The sequence below is a fragment of the Roseibium limicola genome (assembly GCF_017313085.1).
GTDB lineage: Bacteria > Pseudomonadota > Alphaproteobacteria > Rhizobiales > Stappiaceae > Roseibium > Roseibium limicola.
On the sequence record NZ_JAFLNF010000005.1, the window covers coordinates 302,025 to 319,233 of the forward strand.

Here is a 17,209-nt window from a genome sequence, read left to right on the forward strand (position 1 = left end):
TTATCTCAAGTCCAATTATCAGTAACTTGAGGAAACGATCCAAACTGGCGGCCATCGGACCGCTCGGCGACAAGAACCTGAGATATCGATGAAAATCCAATCTATAGAGACATTTACCAATGAGTTCGTCTGCTTCGTGCGGGTCACATCCGAGACTGGAGCACAGGGCTGGGGACAGGTTGCGCCGTATTGTGCGGATATCACGGCGGAGGTTCTTCATCGCCAGGTTGCACCCTATGCGCTGGGGGAAGAGGCTTTCGATATCGCTCATCTGATGGATATCATTCCGGATCGGGAGCACAAGTTTCCCGGTGCATATCTGCGGCGCGCAATGGGCGGTCTGGACACAGCCCTGTTTGATCTGCGCGGCAAGCTTGAGGGAAAGCCCGTCTGCGAATTGATCGGCGGCACGCCGGGCAAAGTCCGCGCCTACGGCTCTTCAATGAAACGCGACATCACGCCGGAAGACGAGGCCGACCGGCTGAAGCGCCATCAGGAGGCCAGTGGCTTCACCGCCTTCAAGTTTCGGATCGGCGCCGAATGTGGTCGTGATCAGGACGAATGGCCGGGCCGTAGCGAGAAGATTGTGCCGATGATGCGTCAGCGCTTTGCCGATGACACGGCGTTGCTTGTCGATGCGAATTCCTGCTACTCGCCGGCCAAGGCGATTGAGGTCGGAAAATTTCTGCAGGACAATGGCATCTCTCACTATGAGGAACCCTGTCCTTATTGGCACTATGATCAGACCAAGCAGGTGACCGATGCACTCGAAATCGATGTGACTGGCGGTGAGCAGGATTGCTCGCTGGTGGACTGGCAGCGGATGATCGACACCAGGGTCGTTGACGTGATACAGCCCGATATCTGCTATTTGGGCGGCATGCTTCGTACCATGAAAGTGGCTGATATGGCAGCGAAAGCCGGTTTGCCTTGCACACCGCATGCGGCCAACCTCTCGCTCGTGACCCTGTTCACCATGCACCTTCTGCGGGCCATCCCCAACGCCGGAAAGTATCTGGAGTTCTCGATCGAGGAAGAAGACTACTACCCTTGGCAGTACGGTCTGTTCACTTCCGACCCGTTCAAGATCGTCGATGGTCATGCCGAAGTGACTGACGCTCCGGGCTGGGGCGTCGAGATCGATCCTGAATGGCTTGCCAAATCCACCTATAAGATCAGCACCCTGGAGGCTTGATCCACGATGACCACCGCCAATCCGTTCATCGACACCTATTTCAAGACCGGAACACTCGATTTCCTGCCGGAAGGTCACTTCATTGACGGAGCGTTTCAGAGGCCGAGCCACAACCGCACCATGGAGAGCCTGGATCCGGGCAGGGGTGAAGCCTTCGGGACATTCACGGCAGGCACGGCTGACGATGCAGCTGCCGCTGTTGATAGCGCCCGGTCGGCGTTCGAGAAAAGTTGGCGCGACACAGCTCCAGTTGAGCGGGCGCGCATTTTACAGCAGGCCAGCGAGTTGCTCATGGCGGAGCTTGAGCGGTTTGCAATCGTTGAAAGCCTGGACAGTGGCAAGCCGCTGAACGAGGCCATGGGCGACACCAAGGGCGCTGCGCGTGCGTTCGCCTATTACGCCGGTGCCTGTGACAAGCTGGAAGGCGCGAGTTTCCCGCTCGGGCCGGACTATATCTGCTATTCGATCCATGAGCCGGTCGGGGTTGCCGCCCAGATCATTCCCTGGAATTTTCCGCTTTCGACGGCTGCGCGTGGCATTGCACCGGCGCTCGCTGCCGGCTGTGCCGTGGTTGCCAAGCCAGCCGAGCAGACGCCCTACACCTGCTTGATGCTAGCGGAACTGCTGTCGCGCGCAGGCCTGCCGAATGGTGTTTTCAACGTCGTCACCGGCACCGGTCTGGAGATCGGCGATCCTCTGACCCGAAGCACAGGCATTGACCACATCACCTTCACCGGCTCCGTCCAGACGGGTCGGAAGGTGATGCAGGCGGCTGCCGAAGACATCACCCGTGTGGTGCTGGAACTTGGTGGCAAATCGCCGGTGATTGTTCTGGAGGATTGCGACCGCGCCGCGGCTCTCGATGGTGTTCTGGGAGCGATCTTCGAGAATGCCGGTCAGATCTGTTCTGCCGGATCACGTCTGATCATCGAGCGCGGATTGCACGACAGTTTCCTGCAGGATCTCGTTGCCCGTACCAAGGCCCTCACACTTGGCCACGGACTGCGCGACCCGAATGTCGGTCCCGTCAACTCTGCCGAACACCTCGCCAAGATCGACGGATTCGTGTCCCGCGCCAAAGATCGTGGGGCGTCGATCGTTGCCGGCGGCAATGTCACCACGGATCCCGAGACAGCTGCGGGCTGGTTCTTTGAGCCGACAATTGTTGATGCAGTCGCTGCCGATGATGAGCTGGCGCAAGAAGAAGTCTTCGGGCCGGTTCTGACCGTTCAGGTGGCAGAGGACGCCGAACATGCAGCCGTTCTCGCAAATGACTGCCAGTACGGCCTGGTTGCCGGGATCTACACCAGCGACTTCAAGACCGCGCATCGTCTGGCGCGAACAATCGATGCGGGCCAGATCTACATCAACGAGTATTTTGCAGGCGGGATCGAGGTTCCGTTTGGTGGCAACAAGAAGTCCGGCTTCGGTCGCGAAAAGGGGATTGAAGGCCTGAAGAGCTATTGCAAGACCAAGAGCATCGCTGCCAAGATTTCCTGATCGTCGTCTGCTGTCACTGTGTGAGGCTGGCCAGAGTTTCATCTGATGGAACGTGCTGGATCGGCTTCTGCTTTTTCAGCCGCTTTGTCGGCTGATAACCAAATTCAAATAGCTTGGAGTAAACTCATGATCGACCTGAAGGTCTTCGCCGATCTGGCGACAACACCACTCGGTGATTTCGCCGCCAAGCCAACGACGCTGACCGAAGGCCAGCAGGAAGCCTCCAACGTGCTATGGACCTCTGACGACGGTGGCACAATGATCGGCGTTTGGGAGTGCACCCCAGGGCATTTCACCGCCGACCGGACCAAGGCAGGCGAGTATTGCCACATCCTGTCAGGGCAGGCCTCCGTGACCAATGTGGACGGCAGCGGGACCCGCGATATCGGCGCGGGCGATCTCCTGGTTCTGCCGCAGGGCTGGCAGGGTGAGTGGGTGATTCACGAACACATGCGCAAGCTGTTCGTCATCAGTGCAACGCCGCAGTAAGACGGCAATAGTCTTCCCGAGCCATACGACCAGCTCGTTCTCTGAAGTCCGGGCAGCGGACCTCTCCGCTGCCCAGTTGTGTTTTAGGCGGTGAACAGCGCCTCGGCATCACTTCCTGCTGCCTGGGTCATCGGGCAGGACGGATCGGTGACAGCGCGCCAGATGGCTTTCACCACGTCCTCACTCTTGGTCGGTTCCTGTGTGATCTGTTCGCGGAAGCCAATCATGGTCTCTTCGATAAACGGCACGTAATCCTCCGGCGGCGCTTCCGCCCCCGCCATCTGCGCCATCGCATTGGCCCCGAACCGCGTCGAAGGAGCCTGTCCGGGCAGCACCAGCCGCGCCTGAATACCCAGCGGCGCCAATTCCAGCGCCAGACATTCCGTAAAGGCATTCAGCGCGGCCTTACTGGCGGTATAGACAGGCAGCAGAGGTAACGGCTTCAGTGTCACACTGGAGGACACATTGACGATGATGCCGGCACGCTTTGCCCTCATCTGCGGCAGAACGGCGCGAACCATTTCGAACGTGCCGAAGGTGTTGGTCTCGAATATCCGGCGTACGGTTTCTTCGCTCGTGCCTTCAAATGCCGAGAGAAAACCGACGCCAGCGTTGTTGACCAGTGCGTCGAGATGCCCGGCTTCCTTGACGGCGCGTGCCCTGCTGTCGGCATTGGCAATATCCAGCTGAATGATCCGTAAGCGGTCGGAGGTCGGCAGAAGCGACGAGTCCGGTTTGCGCATGGTTGCGACAACCGACCAGCCCTGGGCAAGGAAGTGGCGGGCGCTTTCCAGCCCGAAGCCGGAGGAACATCCAGTGATCATTACGGTTTTCATGACAAGGTCTCCTTGTGTTGGACCTCCTACATATCGACATGAACGCTCAGACGAACTATCCTCTGAAGTCCGCTTTTCATTATCGAAAGTCCGAAATGCCCAAATCACTCTCTGGGCCACGCTCTGGCGCGCACTCTGATCCGCTCTCCGATGTGATCTCTCTGCTGCGCCCGCAGGCTGTCTCTTCTAAGCTGGCAGAGGCCACCGGTCCCTTCCGGGTGCGCCGCGACGATATTCATGAAGTCTTCTACTGCATGGTTCTCGCCGGTTGTTTGCTTCTGGAGGTCGACGGAAAACCGCCGCTGGAAGTGCGCGCAGGTGATTTTGTGCTCATTCCTGCGGTTTCTGGCTTCACCGTCTCCAGCCTCGATCCACCAGCCCCTGCCGGTCTTGTCAGTCGTCCTGAGCCCGGAGAGGACGGTATTGTCAGGATAGGTCGGAAGCGGGAGCCGGACGAGAAGGGCGCATGCCCGCCAGCTGACGTACAGCAGCTTATCGGTCATTGCAGTTTTGGCAGCCCGGATGCGGAGCTTCTGGTGTCGCTGTTGCCAGACATGGTTGTCGTCAAGGGGGAGGGCCGGCTGGCGACCCTTGCCGGGCTCGTTCGGGACGAGGCCCGCGCCGACAGACCAGCGAGAGATGTGGTGGTTGAACATCTACTGCAGGTTCTGCTGATCGAGGCGTTTCGCTCCAATACACGACCGGATGCGACGTCCGGGCTGTTGCGAGGTCTGGCAGATGCAAGGGTCGGCCCGAGCTTGCGGGCCATGCATGAAACACCGAGTGCTGCCTGGAGTGTGCCGGAGCTGGCTGCCAGAGCAGGGTTGTCCCGCTCGGCCTTCTTCACCCGATTTAACCGGGTCGTCGGTCTGGCTCCCATGGCCTATCTGCTGAATTGGCGCATGACCCTGGCAAAGCACATGCTGCGCTCGGGCTCCCACGGCATTGCGGACGTGTCCTTCCGCATTGGCTACGGCTCTGCCAGCGCCTTCAGCACGGCTTTTACCCGCCACGTCGGCGCCTCTCCAGCACGGTTTGCAAAGTCTGCGATAGCCGGATGAGGCGGGATTGTCTAAGCGGCGCCACCGGGCAAGCTGAAAGAGAAGGTGGTGAAACCATCGGCGCAGGTGACGTCCAGGCGCCCGCCGTGCGCGACGGCAATCGACGAGGCAATATACAGTCCCAACCCGAGACCTTCGCCTCTGGCGTGCTGGCCGCGTCGGAATGGCTCGAACAGATTGCCTTTCAGCGTGTCCGGGATTTCCTCGCCCCGGTTGGTCACGCGGATCACAATGTCTGATCCTTGCCGGCCCGCGTCGACCTGGATCGGATCGCCCGGTGTGCCGTGACGCACCGCATTGGACACCAGGTTGGAGACAGCCTGGGCCACACGGGGGGCATCGCATTTTACTGCGTCTTGCAGGGCCAGGTTCAGGTTGATGGTCTGCTCGGGTTCGGCTGCGCGAATTTCACTCACGATCTGCTCAAGCGCTTCGGACAGCGGGGCTTCCGTGGTCGCCTCAATGCGGATTCCGCCGCCGAGACGTGACTTGGCATGCAGCATCATGTTTTCAATCAGATCCTGCATCCGCAGCAGAGAGGCGCGCATGAGCGACAGGGTCAATTCGCCCCGACTGGAGTGAGGCTCTTTTTGCAATTGCCGGGTTCCGGCTGCCAAAGCCGCCACCGGGTTGCGCAGGTCATGACCAAGCACGGCAACGAACTCTTCTTGCACCTTGGCCATCTTGCGCTCGTGTTCCACCAGCTCTTCCTGTGCCATCAGCCGTTCCTCGGTCTCAAGGTTCCGGCCAATGATGTCGGCGAACATATGCAGCATGGCTAGCACACGCGGGTGTTTGACCTCGCGCGGTTCCGTATCGATGGCACACAGGGTTCCAAAGAAGCTGCGGTCATTGCGATAGATCGGGATCGAGGCGTAGCTGCCGATGCCGAACTTCGTTGCAATCGGGTGGTTGCCGTAAGTTTCGTCGGTTTTGGCATCATCAAACAGAACGTTCTGGCCGGTGTCGCGCACGCTTTGGCAGAAGGTCGAGCGAATTTCGATCTCGTCGCCTGACTGTAGCCCAAAGTTGATTTCGTCGACCGTGCGGCAGGCGACCCAGCGCTTTGCTGTCACCCGGGCCACTGCGGCAAAGCGCATGCCTGTGGCCAACATGACCGTCTCCAGGATAACCCGGATGGTGTCGCTGCTGGCGAGAGTGTTGATGTCCGCCTGGAAATCATGGTTTCCGGCCAGATAGGCCGTGTGATCCTGCAGGATCTTGGCCGGGTGGGGTGCGTCGTTCATGGCCTCAGTATTTCGTTCAATGTGACTGGCAGTTTCTACAATCTGCTGTCATGAAGCAATGCAAATCGCTCCGGCGGAGAGGGCCGTCGTCAGAATTAATGTTCGCAGCACCGCCCCTTCAAAAGGGGTGGCGGGGACGTGAGGTTGATCGCAGGTGGATTAATCGCTCGCGATCAAGTCGACTGTGCGTCTATAGGTTCACAGCCTGACAGGGCATTGAATTGCGCAGCGAAGATCGCTTCACCACTCGGCGAAGCTGCCATCCTCGTGGCGCCAGATCGGGTTGCGCCAGCGATGCCCTTCCTTGGCGCGCTCGATGACATAGGCCTCGTTGACCGCGATGCCGAGGCCCGGCCCCTGGGGGATGGCGACAAAGCCGCCCGAATAGGTAAAAGCCTCGGGATTTGTGATGTAGTCCAGCAGGTCGTTTGACTGATTGTAGTGAATGCCGAGGCTCTGTTCCTGAATGAAGGCATTGTAGGACACGGCGTCGATTTGCAGACAGGCGGCCAAGGCGATGGGGCCCAGCGGACAGTGGGGAGCGAGACCGATATCATAGGCCTCGGCCATGGCGGCGATCTTGCGGCATTCGGTGATGCCGCCCGCATGGGAAAGGTCCGGCTGGATCACGTCAACATAGCCATCAGCCAGGATCGCCTTGTAATCCCAGCGTGAATAAAGCCGCTCGCCAAGGGCAATCGGCGTCGTCGTATGATGGGCAATCTCGCGCAGCGCCTCGCGGTTTTCCGACAGAACCGGTTCTTCGATGAACATCAGTTTGTAGGGATCCAGTTCCTTGGCCAGCACTTTGGCCATTGGCTTGTGAACCCGACCATGAAAATCCACGCCGATGCCGATATCAGGACCGACCGCCTCGCGCACGGTCGCAATCGCTTCCACTGCCTTGTCCAGCTTGGCATTGCTGTCGATAAATTGCAGCTCCTCGCAGCCGTTCATCTTCAGGGCCTGAAAGCCGTCGGCGACCACTTGTCGCGCATTCTTGGCAAGATCCGAGGATCGGTCGCCGCCGATCCATGAATAGACCTTGATCTTGTCGCGCACCTGCCCGCCGAGCAGAGAATGAACTGGTTGTCCCAGGGTCTTTCCCTTGATGTCCCACAACGCCTGATCGATGCCGGCCAAGGCGCTCATGTGAATGGCGCCGCCCCGGTAAAAGCCGCCGCGGTAAAGAACGGTCCAGTGGTCCTCGATCAGAAACGGATCCTTGCCGATGAGGTAGTCGCCAAGCTCATGGACGGCCGCTTCCGTCGTCAGCGCCCGACCTTCCACCACCGGCTCGCCCCAACCGATGACGCCTTCGTCCGTTTCGATCTTCAGGAAAAGCCAGCGCGGTGGAACGATATAGGTGGTGAGTTTGGTGATTTTCATGGAGGTCTGTTTCCGGCAGCGATGTGGCAATTGTTCGAGGAGAGGCGATCGCCTCGCCAACTGGATTTATAGTCTCACCCCGCCTCGGGTGCCTCTTCAATCGAGGCACGCGCGCCGCCGAGAGCCGAGAAGGCACGGGTGCGGCAGCTGAGGACGATAATCTGCTGGTCCTTGGCGACGTGCGTCAAGACGTCGAACATTTTGGAAATCCGTTCGTCATCGGTGTGGACCATCGCGTCATCCAGAATGATTGGAACATGATTGCCCTGCTTGGCAAACAGACGGGCGAAGGCCAGTCGCGTCAGGAGGGCGATCTGCTCGGAGGCGCCACCGGACAGTGCGTCTACGCTGTCTGACACCCCATTGCGGGTGATGCCTCCGACGGCCAGCTTCTCCGGGTCGATCTCGAAGTCTGCCCCGGCATGCAATTGGCTCAGCAGTGGAATCAATTCTTTGCGGATGGGTTCGAAATAGGTGTCCTGCGCATCGGCTCTGGCGGCCTCCAGATGCTGGATCAGCAGCTTCAGCGCCTTGGCGTGATCGGCGAATTGTGCCGCTCTTTCTTCAGCGCGTGAGAGCTCGCCGGTGACTTCGGCCAGCCTTTCCTCGACAGCCTCTTCCGAATGGGTCTGGATGAAGGCATTCGACACGGCAAGGACCTTCTCGAGGCTGTGGATCTCGCGGGTGTCTTCTGAGACGGCGCTTTGGGCTCTGTCGTAGGCGGCCTCGGATGCCGCAATGTCGGGCGCGCCTGCCTGAAGAGCTTGCAGCACGGCCTGGGCTTCGGTGACCTTGATTGTCTGCTCTTGCCGGGCTGCTTGCAACTGGCTCAGCCGCTCAGCCTCATCGGCCGGTACAGCGAGTTCGGCTGCCTCATCCCTCAGCCGTCTCAGCAGAACCTCTGCCTCGGTCAGCACGTCGGCTGCCTTGGCGAGCGCCGTCTCCAGGGCCGGCAAGGTCAGGCGTTGCCGCTCGATGTCGTCTTCCAACTCCGAAATGGCCGCCTCGATGGCCTCGGAGGAAGGCCCTGCGCCGTCTTGAGTGTCCGCCTGCCGGTTGTTGGGCACCGCAGGGGCGGGCTCCTCTGCAGCGTGGTTCAACTCTTTGCACAGCGATTGCCACTGGTTCTCCAGGGCCTGCAGCCCATCTGGCGCCAGGGCCCGCACTTGTGCCTGGGCGATCTGCTGTGCTTGCAGGGCTCTCTTGCGGGCCTCATGCACCTGCCTGGCGGCTTCCATGCTGGAAACCCCAAGTGCTTTGAGGCTGTCATTGAGCTCCTCCTGCAGCTCTGCGGGGCTCTCAAGGGCAAGGCCTGCCCCTTCCGCCGGGCGCAGAGAGATCGAGCCAAACCCAGGCAACGCCACATCCATGGCTCGGTCCAGGGTCTGCTGCTCGCCGTTGGGAACCTCCTTGCCGTCAATCAGCGCTTTCGATTGATCGGCGTGCAACACAAAGCTCGAAAAATGAAACTTGCGCTTTTCGATGGCGATATCACGGCGGGTCTCCAGCTTGGCGAGACGCTCAACATCTTCTGGCGTGATCGCGATGCCCTTCAGGACGCTTGAAGCCGCGTCCAGCTGCTCCGTTGGTTCCCGGAGTTGCTGTTTGCGTTCCCAGTGGGCGAATAGTTGCAGGCGCCCCGCTGCTTCCCCTTCTGCGCGTTTGGCAAGCTCGCGGGCGCCTTTCAGATCGCGCCGCTCCACCTCCATCTGAGCGATTTTTGCCTGAGCGGACTTCAGGGCTTCGCCCGCCTTTGCCTTTTCCTGGGTGGCGATCTCGACCTGCGCATGCTTGGCTTTAATGGCGTCAGCCAGGTTGGCGCGCTGTTTTTGCGCCTGGTGGATCTGCTCGATCTCACGCTCAAACTCGGCCTGCTCGATCGTCAGGATCTGCAGGTCCTTCTTGGCGCTTTGGACATGTTTGTCATGTTCGCGCGCTTCTGAACGTTTGGCCTCGGTCTGCGTCACTGCGTCAGCCCGCTCCTGTCTCAGCTCAGGATCATTCAGCTCGCGCAGCCGCCTCGAAGCACGTTTCTTGTCGTCCAGGTGTCGGCGCAAAGTGGCGACAGTGGTTGTCAGGACTTGCTGGAGGTCTCGCAGGCTCTCGGCATGGTCCTCCGCAGCCTTCCACTGGCTGCCGGCCTTCGGCTTGTCCTGTTTGGTGCTGATGAGATCGAGTTCCTGCTTGCAGTGCTGAACGATCTTGTCCATTCGGCGGCCACCGGTCACCGCATCGATCTGGCCGCGAATGCTCGACATGATATCGCGGCGTGCCTCGATGCCCTCGGCTTCGGCTTTCGCTCCGGCCTTCGGGTCGTTGTCGAGGCCGGTTGTTCCCTGACGTACCCAGAGCAGTCCGGCTGGTCCCTTGTTGGTGTTCAGGATCGTCTGCTGGATCCACTGTTCCGCATCATCTGCCTGTTTCAGGATCGTGCCGGTAGCCAGAGACGTGATCGTCGCCGAGGAACCGGCTTTCTTCAGGTTGAACACCTTTTCGATCCGATAGGCTTCACCTTCGATCTCGACCTCCGCCGCGATCCGCATCGCGCCCCCCGCATAGGGCTGCAGGTCCTTCAGTTCTTTTTTGCCCGAGCCATAATCATGAAAGAACAGGGCGTGGAGAGCGTCAAAAAACGTGCTTTTGCCGCTTTCATTCTCGGCCGTGATGGTCGTCAGGCCGTCGCCGAAAGGCCCGAGAGCGGCAGTGCGTCCGGTAAACCTGCGGACATTGTGCAGTGTCAGCTTACGCAGCTTCATGACGCGACCTCACGGGCCAGGTGGAAGAGATGCGCCAGAGCTTTCTGTGCGGTGCGGGCATCGTCTTGCGTGCGGCCTTCAATCGAGGTTTCGGCAAAAAGGCTCTCTGCCGCGACCCGCAGCGCCCCACTTTCGGCAATCAAATCCAGATCATCGATATTCTGCTCGATCCCCAGCGGCATCAGATCGGCGTTGAAAAAATGAAAATCGTCCGCGATTTTCTCGCAGGCGTTTTGCAGGTCTGCGCGTTCCGAAAGGCCCAGTCGCCCGGTCGCCGTGAACCGTACCAGGGCTGTTTCTCTGGCCGTTTTTGGTAGAACCTCCTCGAGGATCGCGACAGGATCATTGCCGGCGAAGAAATTGGTCTCGATGATATGCCACTGGTATTTGCCAAGCGGCACCTGGGTGATGCGCGGTGCGCCGCCGCGGGCATCGATCTCCACCAGCAGAACACCAGCGGCGGCATGTGCCTTGAAGCCGTCGGCCTCCGGTGCGCCTGCATACCAGGCACGCGGGCCGATGGACATCTGGCCGTGCCAGTCTCCCAGCGCCAGATAGTCGAGATTCGAAACTTCCGCTCGGTTCGGGGGGATGGTCGCCAGACCGCCGTCTTCTGATCCGAAATCGGTGACACCGCCATGGGCCAGGCCAATTCGGATGCGGTCGCCGGTCTCGGCCGTTTCCATCCATTCCGTCAGATCAAACCCCGGACTTCTGACCGCCGGCGGGGCAGGGAGGATCGCCACTGCGTTGCCGATCTCGATCACTTCGGCTGAGGTCGCAAGGATGACGTTGTCCGGCTTGTCGCGCGCGATGCGTTCCCACAGGTCGACAGCGCCCAGGTTGTCGTGATTGCCCGGCATCAGGACCCAGCGCATGTCTGGGACGGCGGCCATGGCATCCAGTGCCCGTTTCACCAGTTTGGGAGGAGGAGCTTCGGCGTCGAAGGTGTCGCCGGCAATCACAATGAACTCCGCCTGTTGGGCGACGGCAAACTCGCCCGTTGCACGCAGAGCCTCCAACCGGGCCGCCCTCAGATCGGCACGGGTGTCCTCGTCAAATCTGCCAAAGGGTTTGCCGAGGTGAAAATCTGCCGCATGCACGAAGCGCATTTTAAAAGTCTTTCCTGAAATTCTAAGACCTTACGGTGCCTTCGCAAAGCCGCCTTGTAAACAGCAGCGGTCCCGCTCTCCCCAGCCGCGTCTCCTCATCACGCTGCTCTCGACGGGGATGCACTTGAAAGTTCTGATGAAGGCACGAGCTTTAGGGCAAGGCCTTGAAGCGTGACGTAGAAAAATCGCAAGACTGAAGGATCCCCGTGTCGGAAACTCATATGCCACAAACCCAAGCGACAAAAACTGAAATACCGGCAAGCCGAAATCCGGTTCTGATTTTCGATGCGGAATGTGTTCTGTGCGGTGCTTGGGTGGGCTTTATCCTGCGCCATGAGCGGCATCACGAGATCCGTTTCGCCTCCAGTTGCTCGGTTGGTGGGCGGCAGTTGGCCGGGCGGTTTGGCTTTACTTGCGAAGATCTGGAGAGAACGTTTCTGCTCATCGAGAACAATCAGGCTTTCACCAGGTCTGAGGCAGCGCTGGCTGTGGCGGCCCATCTGAAAGCGCCTGTCAGCTGGCTGAGACTTCTAATGGGGATCCCGAGCGTACTGCGAAATGCCGTCTACGATTTGGTCGCGCGCAACCGCTATCGCTGGTTCGGCCACAAGTCAGAATGTTTCATCCCTACGCCGGATCAGCGGGCTCGTTTTCTTGATCTCTGAAATGTGAGGGCGCGCTTTCCTCTTGCCTATCTGCACCGCAGGCAGGGCCGCGAAAAGGCTGCATCAGCATCCGGTCGAGCCGCAGGTCGCCCCGCGTGCGGAACTGTTCAAAGCCGAGGGTCATGCCCTCATGGCCTTTCGCGGGCTGAGCCACATAAGTCCCCAGGAGCCAGTCCCACCACGGCAGGTTGAAGCCGTAATTGCTGTCGGTCTCACGCCGGTCGATCGAGTGATGCACCCGGTGCATGTCCGGTGTGACCATAATCCAGCGCAAAACCTCGTCAATCCGCTTCGGGATCTTGATGTTGGAATGGTTGAACATCGCGCTGGCATTCAGCAGCACTTCAAAAAACATCACGGCGACCGCCGGAGGCCCAAGCACTGCCACCACCGCGAACTTGATCCCCATGGACAGCAATATCTCTGCGGGATGAAACCGCAGGCCGGTCGTCACGTCGAGCTCAAGATCCGCGTGATGCACCCGGTGCAAGCGCCAGAGAACTGGCACTGAGTGAAACAGCACATGCTGCAGGTAGATGGCGAAATCCAGCACAGCCAGGCTGATGACAACTGCAAGCCATCCCGGCGCCTGCAAGAGATTGAACAGTCCCCAGCCGCCATCCTTGGCCATCAACGCCAGTCCGACGGCAGCCAGCGGAAAGATCAACCGCACCAGCAGCGTATCCAGCGCCACCAGAGCCAGATTGTTCGACCACCGAACCAGCCGCGGGATCTCCTGCCGCCGCCGTGGTGCAACGACTTCCCAAAGTGCCATCACCAGCAACACGCTGACAAAGGTGCTGAGACGGATTGCCGGTTCATGGTCCAACAGACCAAGGGGGACGAGAGAGGGCATGGTGGTCACAACCTGGTTTGCGTCCATCAGCGGTAACTTTGGCCCCTGACCCTGCAACACGACACAAACGGTGCTTCTGCTCCACCGGTCCCAGATCACGCATATGCGTGCCTGGGGTTGCGATGGACAAATTCACAGCTGCCTTAGCTGCAGCCGCTGGTGGAGCCGCAGGTGTCGCATTTCAGGCAGGTGCCGTTGCGCACCATGGTGAAGTTGGCGCATTCCGGGCAGCTTTCACCTTCATAGCCCTTCATCCGGGCCTGGGCGATTTGCTGACCGGTGGAGGTCGACGGCTGGGTGCTGGGGGCAGGGGCTGTTTCCATCTGCTGCGCCGGCACTTCTGCCCCGCGGGCAAAGGCCGTTGCAACCGCAGAGACCTGAGCTGCCGGGCTGGCCGACGTCTGGCCTGCGATAGCCTCGCTTACGTGACCTGCAGGTTGGGCATCGGAAACCAGACGAAAACGCTCGGTCTGGCCGCGAACCAACCCGTGGGAGACAACACCGCTGTCCTTGCCGCCATTGTCGGAGCCTGCCGCCGAGGCCGGACCACTGGAACCGAAACGTTCCGGCGGAACATGCGCCAGCTCGTGCCGGCCGAGGTAGGACACCGCCAGCTCCCGGAACACATAGTCGAGGATCGACGTGGCATTCTTGATTGCGTCATTGCCCTGAACCATGCCAGCCGGCTCGAACTTGGTGAAGGTGAAGGCGTCGACATATTCCTCCAGCGGCACGCCGTATTGCAGGCCAAGCGAGACGGAGATGGCGAAGTTGTTGATGAAGGCACGCAGGGCAGAGCCTTCCTTGTTCATGTCGAGGAAGATCTCGCCAAGGCGTCCGTCATCATATTCGCCGGTGCGCAGAAAGATGGTGTGACCGCCGATCTTGGCCTTCTGGGTGTAGCCCTTGCGGCGGGTCGGCAGCTTTTCCTGGGAGCGCACGGCGCGCTCGACAATCCGCTCAACAATGCGTTCGGCCACCACCTCGGCGCGTGCGGCCATTGGCTTGGCAACCAGTGCCTCGACCGCATCCTCTTCATCCTCGTCCTCATCGGCGAGGAGTTGAGAGTTAAGCGGCTGGGACAGCTTCGAGCCATCGCGGTACAGCGCGTTTGCCTTCAGCGCCAGCTTCCACGACAGCATGTAGGCAGCCTCGCAGTCTTCCACCGTGGCATCATTTGGCATGTTGATCGTCTTGGAGATCGCGCCGGAGATGAACGGCTGGGCCGCTGCCATCATGCGGATATGGCTTTCCACCGAGAGATAACGCTTGCCGATGCGACCGCACGGGTTGGCGCAATCGAAGATCGAATAATGTTCCTGCTTCAGGAACGGCGCACCTTCAAGGGTCATGGCGCCACAGACATGGGTGTTGGCTGCTTCGATCTCGGATTTGGAAAAGCCGAGGAACGACAGCAGTTCGAAATCAACGTTTTCCATCTGCTCGTCGGAAACGCCGAGTGCCTTCATCTGGGCATCGCCCAACGTCCAGCGATTGAAGACAAACTTGATGTCGAAGGCCGATTTCATGCCGTCCTTCAGCTTCGTCAGGCTTTCATCGCTGAAGCCTTTGGCCTTCAGGGCGCCGGTGTTGATGGCCGGTGCCTGATCGATGGAACCGTGACCAACCGCGTAGGCTTCGATCTCGGCGATCTGGCTTTCAGAATAGCCAATCCCCCGCAGGGCTTCCGGCACGGCGCGGTTGATGATCTTGAAGTAACCGCCGCCGGCCAGCTTCTTGAACTTCACCAGGGCAAAGTCCGGTTCAATCCCGGTGGTGTCGCAATCCATCACCAAGCCAATGGTGCCGGTCGGCGCGATCACGGAAACCTGAGCGTTGCGGAATCCGTGGGTTTTACCCAGCTCCAGCGCCTTGTCCCAGGCCTGCTTGGCATGCTCAACCAGCGTCTTGTCGGGACACGACGCGTGGTCGAGCGGCACTGGCGTGGTGCTCAGCGCCTCATATCCTCCGGCCTCGCCATGTGCGGCGCGACGGTGGTTGCGGATTACCCGCAGCATGTGCTCGGCGTTCTCCTCGTAGCCGGGGAAAGCGCCCAGTTCACCGGCCATCTCGGCCGATGTGGCATAGGAAACGCCGGTCATGACGGCACTCAGGGCACCACACAGGGCACGGCCCTCGTCGCTGTCATAGGAGATACCGGAGGTCATCAGCAGGCCGCCGATGTTGGCATAGCCCAAGCCCAGCGTGCGGAACTTGTAGGAAAGCTCGGCGATCTCCTTCGATGGGAACTGCGCCATCAGCACGGAGATTTCCAGCACCATGGTCCACAGCCGCACCGCATGCTCGTAAGCCTCGACGTCGAAGGAGCGGTCCTCACGGCGGAACTGCATCAGGTTCATCGACGCCAGGTTACAGGCGGTGTCGTCCAGGAACATGTACTCAGAGCACGGGTTGGAGGCGCGGATCTCACCGGACGCCGGGCAGGTGTGCCAGTCGTTGATGGTGGTGTGATACTGCAGTCCCGGATCGGCGGAGGCCCAGGCGGCATAGCCGATCTGCTCCCACAACTCCTTGGCCTTGACGGTCTTGATCACATCGCCGGTGCGGCGGCCGATCAGATCCCAGTCGCCGTCGCTTTGAACCGACTGCAAGAAGCCATCGGTGACACGCACCGAGTTGTTGGAGTTCTGGCCGGAGACGGTCAGGTAGGCCTCAGAGTCCCAGTCGGTGTTGTAGGTCGGGAATTCGATCTTGGTGAATCCCTGCCGCGCAAACTGGATGACGCGCTGGATGTAGTTCTCCGGCACCATCATCTTCTTGGCAGCGCGGATTTCGCGCTTCAGTACAGGGTTCTTTGTCGCATCAAAGCACTCGCCATTGTCTGCCTCGCAGTTGACGCAGGCCTTCATGATGGCGTTCAGGTGCTTCTGGCAGATCTTCGAGCCGGTCACCAGGGCAGCGACTTTCTGCTCCTCCTTGACCTTCCAGTTGATGTAACCCTCGATGTCCGGGTGGTCGACGTCGACCACAACCATCTTGGCTGCACGCCGGGTGGTGCCGCCGGACTTGATCGCGCCTGCTGCCCGGTCGCCGATCTTCAGGAAGCTCATCAGACCGGAGGACTTGCCGCCGCCCGACAGGCGTTCACCTTCGCCGCGAACGCGGGAGAAGTTGGAGCCGGTTCCCGACCCGTATTTGAACAGGCGTGCCTCACGCACCCAGAGGTCCATGATGCCGCCATCATTGACGAGGTCGTCCTGAACAGACTGAATGAAGCAGGCATGTGGCTGCGGGTGCTCATAAGCGGTAGCGGATTTGGTCAGTTCGCCTGTCTGGAAGTCGACATAATGGTGACCCTGGCTCGGGCCGTCGATGCCATAGGCCCAATGCAGGCCGGTGTTGAACCACTGCGGAGAGTTCGGCGCCACCTTCTGGGTCGCCAGCATGAAACGCAGCTCATCGTAGAACGCCTGCGCGTCTTCCTCACGGTCGAAATAACCGCCTTTCCAGCCCCAGTACGTCCAGGTCCCGGCCAGACGATCAAAGACCTGGCGCCCATCGATCTCGGAGCCGAAGCGTGCATCTTCAGCCACCTCGGCAAGGGCTGCATCATCGGGCTCATGCCGCCACAGCCAGGAGGGAACGGTGTTCTCTTCAACGGGCTTCAGCTTGGCAGGAACACCGGCCTTGCGGAAATATTTCTGCGCCAGAATGTCGGCGGCAACCTGCGAAAACTGAGTGGGAACCTGAATGTTCTCCAACCGGAAAACGATCGATCCATCCGGATTGCGGATCTCGCTTGTCGCGGTCCGGAAGTCCACACCAGCGTAGGGAGACTGTCCCTCTTTCGTGTAGCGCCGCTCAATACGCATTCCAAATCCCCTTAAGTGCTCGTCCTGGCCGCTCGCATGGTAGAATGCGTTGTAAGATGGCCGTCTCGAATATCTGAAGTCTGGCACGTGGGCTGCGGGCCCGTCCGGCTGCCAATCGCTTCCGCTCGCTGGTCTGTGTCACTTCGCAGCGGTTCCGCCGCGGAGTTCTGAATTTCTTTATCTAGTATGCCGACGGTGTCTGGCTACTATATATAGTTTCCATCAACAAGTTTTCGACCCGTTAAGTCCCGGGTCCCTGCTTTGCTGTCG

At 59.9% G+C, this 17,209-nt stretch carries 12 protein-coding genes; 5 read left to right on the top strand and 7 right to left on the bottom strand.

Annotation, left to right across the window (positions count from 1 at the left end; translation table 11 throughout):
* Nucleotides 1-88 precede the first annotated feature (88 nt).
* The 3 genes from J0X15_RS13440 (at nucleotide 89) to J0X15_RS13450 (ending at nucleotide 3,184) form a co-directional block, all read left to right on the top strand.
* Nucleotides 89-1,195: a mandelate racemase/muconate lactonizing enzyme family protein gene (locus tag J0X15_RS13440; RefSeq protein WP_206941635.1), complete on the top strand. Its 1,107-nt coding sequence runs from the start codon at nucleotides 89-91 to the stop codon at nucleotides 1,193-1,195.
* A gap of 6 nt (nucleotides 1,196-1,201) precedes the next feature.
* On the top strand, nucleotides 1,202-2,695 hold the full coding sequence (locus J0X15_RS13445; protein ID WP_206941637.1) for an aldehyde dehydrogenase family protein: 1,494 nt from the start codon (nucleotides 1,202-1,204) through the stop codon (nucleotides 2,693-2,695).
* Between the two features lie 126 nt (nucleotides 2,696-2,821).
* Nucleotides 2,822-3,184 carry a cupin domain-containing protein gene (locus tag J0X15_RS13450; RefSeq protein WP_206941639.1) on the top strand — a complete coding sequence of 121 codons (363 nt, stop codon included), beginning with the start codon at nucleotides 2,822-2,824 and terminating at the stop codon, nucleotides 3,182-3,184.
* 83 nt (nucleotides 3,185-3,267) lie between these two features.
* Here J0X15_RS13450 and J0X15_RS13455 read toward each other — a convergent pair whose 3' ends face one another.
* The gene (locus J0X15_RS13455) at nucleotides 3,268-4,020 is read right to left on the bottom strand and encodes an SDR family oxidoreductase (protein ID WP_206941641.1); all 753 of its coding nucleotides are present in this window, start codon (nucleotides 4,018-4,020) and stop codon (nucleotides 3,268-3,270) included.
* Between the two features lie 95 nt (nucleotides 4,021-4,115).
* Between J0X15_RS13455 and J0X15_RS13460 the strand changes: the two genes are divergently transcribed.
* Entirely contained in the window at nucleotides 4,116-5,081 is a 966-nt protein-coding gene (locus tag J0X15_RS13460) for an AraC family transcriptional regulator (protein ID WP_206941643.1), read from the top strand.
* Nucleotides 5,082-5,092: 11 nt separating this feature from the next.
* Here the strand turns inward: J0X15_RS13460 and J0X15_RS13465 are convergent, their stop codons facing one another.
* The 4 genes from J0X15_RS13465 to J0X15_RS13480 form a co-directional block, all read right to left on the bottom strand.
* A complete protein-coding gene (locus tag J0X15_RS13465) occupies nucleotides 5,093-6,328 on the bottom strand; it encodes a GAF domain-containing sensor histidine kinase (RefSeq protein ID WP_206941645.1) in 1,236 nt (411 codons plus the stop codon).
* Nucleotides 6,329-6,568: 240 nt separating this feature from the next.
* Complete coding sequence (dgoD, locus tag J0X15_RS13470; RefSeq protein WP_206941646.1) at nucleotides 6,569-7,717, bottom strand: galactonate dehydratase; 1,149 nt, start codon at nucleotides 7,715-7,717, stop codon at nucleotides 6,569-6,571.
* A 74-nt stretch (nucleotides 7,718-7,791) separates the two neighbouring features.
* Complete coding sequence (locus J0X15_RS13475; RefSeq protein WP_206941648.1) at nucleotides 7,792-10,473, bottom strand: AAA family ATPase; 2,682 nt, start codon at nucleotides 10,471-10,473, stop codon at nucleotides 7,792-7,794.
* Nucleotides 10,470-11,585 (bottom strand): metallophosphoesterase family protein, encoded by a 1,116-nt coding sequence (locus tag J0X15_RS13480; RefSeq protein ID WP_206941650.1) that lies wholly within the window; start codon nucleotides 11,583-11,585, stop codon nucleotides 10,470-10,472. Before J0X15_RS13480 ends, J0X15_RS13475 begins: the two co-directional genes overlap by 4 nt.
* Before the next feature lie 221 nt (nucleotides 11,586-11,806).
* On the opposite strand from J0X15_RS13480, the gene J0X15_RS13485 reads away from it, so the two are divergent.
* Nucleotides 11,807-12,250, top strand: a complete 444-nt coding sequence (locus J0X15_RS13485) for a thiol-disulfide oxidoreductase DCC family protein (protein ID WP_206941652.1) — start codon at nucleotides 11,807-11,809, stop codon at nucleotides 12,248-12,250.
* Here J0X15_RS13485 and J0X15_RS13490 read toward each other — a convergent pair.
* On the bottom strand, nucleotides 12,213-13,106 hold the full coding sequence (locus J0X15_RS13490; protein WP_206941654.1) for a sterol desaturase family protein: 894 nt from the start codon (nucleotides 13,104-13,106) through the stop codon (nucleotides 12,213-12,215). The genes J0X15_RS13485 and J0X15_RS13490 overlap by 38 nt on opposite strands.
* Before the next feature lie 143 nt (nucleotides 13,107-13,249).
* Nucleotides 13,250-16,939 carry a vitamin B12-dependent ribonucleotide reductase gene (locus J0X15_RS13495; protein ID WP_206941655.1) on the bottom strand — a complete coding sequence of 1,230 codons (3,690 nt, stop codon included), beginning with the start codon at nucleotides 16,937-16,939 and terminating at the stop codon, nucleotides 13,250-13,252.
* Between the last annotated feature and the right edge of the window lie 270 nt (nucleotides 16,940-17,209).

What these genes read in the sequence shown, in the direction of transcription:
- J0X15_RS13485 (WP_206941652.1), top strand. Translation starts at nt 11,807, where the DNA reads ATGCCACAAACCCAAGCGACAAAAACTGAAATACCGGCAAGCCGAAAT.
- J0X15_RS13460 (WP_206941643.1), top strand. Translation starts at nt 4,116, where the DNA reads ATGCCCAAATCACTCTCTGGGCCACGCTCTGGCGCGCACTCTGATCCG.
- J0X15_RS13465 (WP_206941645.1), bottom strand. Translation starts at nt 6,328, where the DNA reads ATGAACGACGCACCCCACCCGGCCAAGATCCTGCAGGATCACACGGCC.
- J0X15_RS13475 (WP_206941648.1), bottom strand. Translation starts at nt 10,473, where the DNA reads ATGAAGCTGCGTAAGCTGACACTGCACAATGTCCGCAGGTTTACCGGA.
- J0X15_RS13490 (WP_206941654.1), bottom strand. Translation starts at nt 13,106, where the DNA reads ATGCCCTCTCTCGTCCCCCTTGGTCTGTTGGACCATGAACCGGCAATC.
- dgoD (WP_206941646.1), bottom strand. Translation starts at nt 7,717, where the DNA reads ATGAAAATCACCAAACTCACCACCTATATCGTTCCACCGCGCTGGCTT.
- J0X15_RS13450 (WP_206941639.1), top strand. Translation starts at nt 2,822, where the DNA reads ATGATCGACCTGAAGGTCTTCGCCGATCTGGCGACAACACCACTCGGT.
- J0X15_RS13455 (WP_206941641.1), bottom strand. Translation starts at nt 4,020, where the DNA reads ATGAAAACCGTAATGATCACTGGATGTTCCTCCGGCTTCGGGCTGGAA.
- J0X15_RS13440 (WP_206941635.1), top strand. Translation starts at nt 89, where the DNA reads ATGAAAATCCAATCTATAGAGACATTTACCAATGAGTTCGTCTGCTTC.
- J0X15_RS13480 (WP_206941650.1), bottom strand. Translation starts at nt 11,585, where the DNA reads ATGCGCTTCGTGCATGCGGCAGATTTTCACCTCGGCAAACCCTTTGGC.
- J0X15_RS13445 (WP_206941637.1), top strand. Translation starts at nt 1,202, where the DNA reads ATGACCACCGCCAATCCGTTCATCGACACCTATTTCAAGACCGGAACA.
- J0X15_RS13495 (WP_206941655.1), bottom strand. Translation starts at nt 16,939, where the DNA reads ATGCGTATTGAGCGGCGCTACACGAAAGAGGGACAGTCTCCCTACGCT.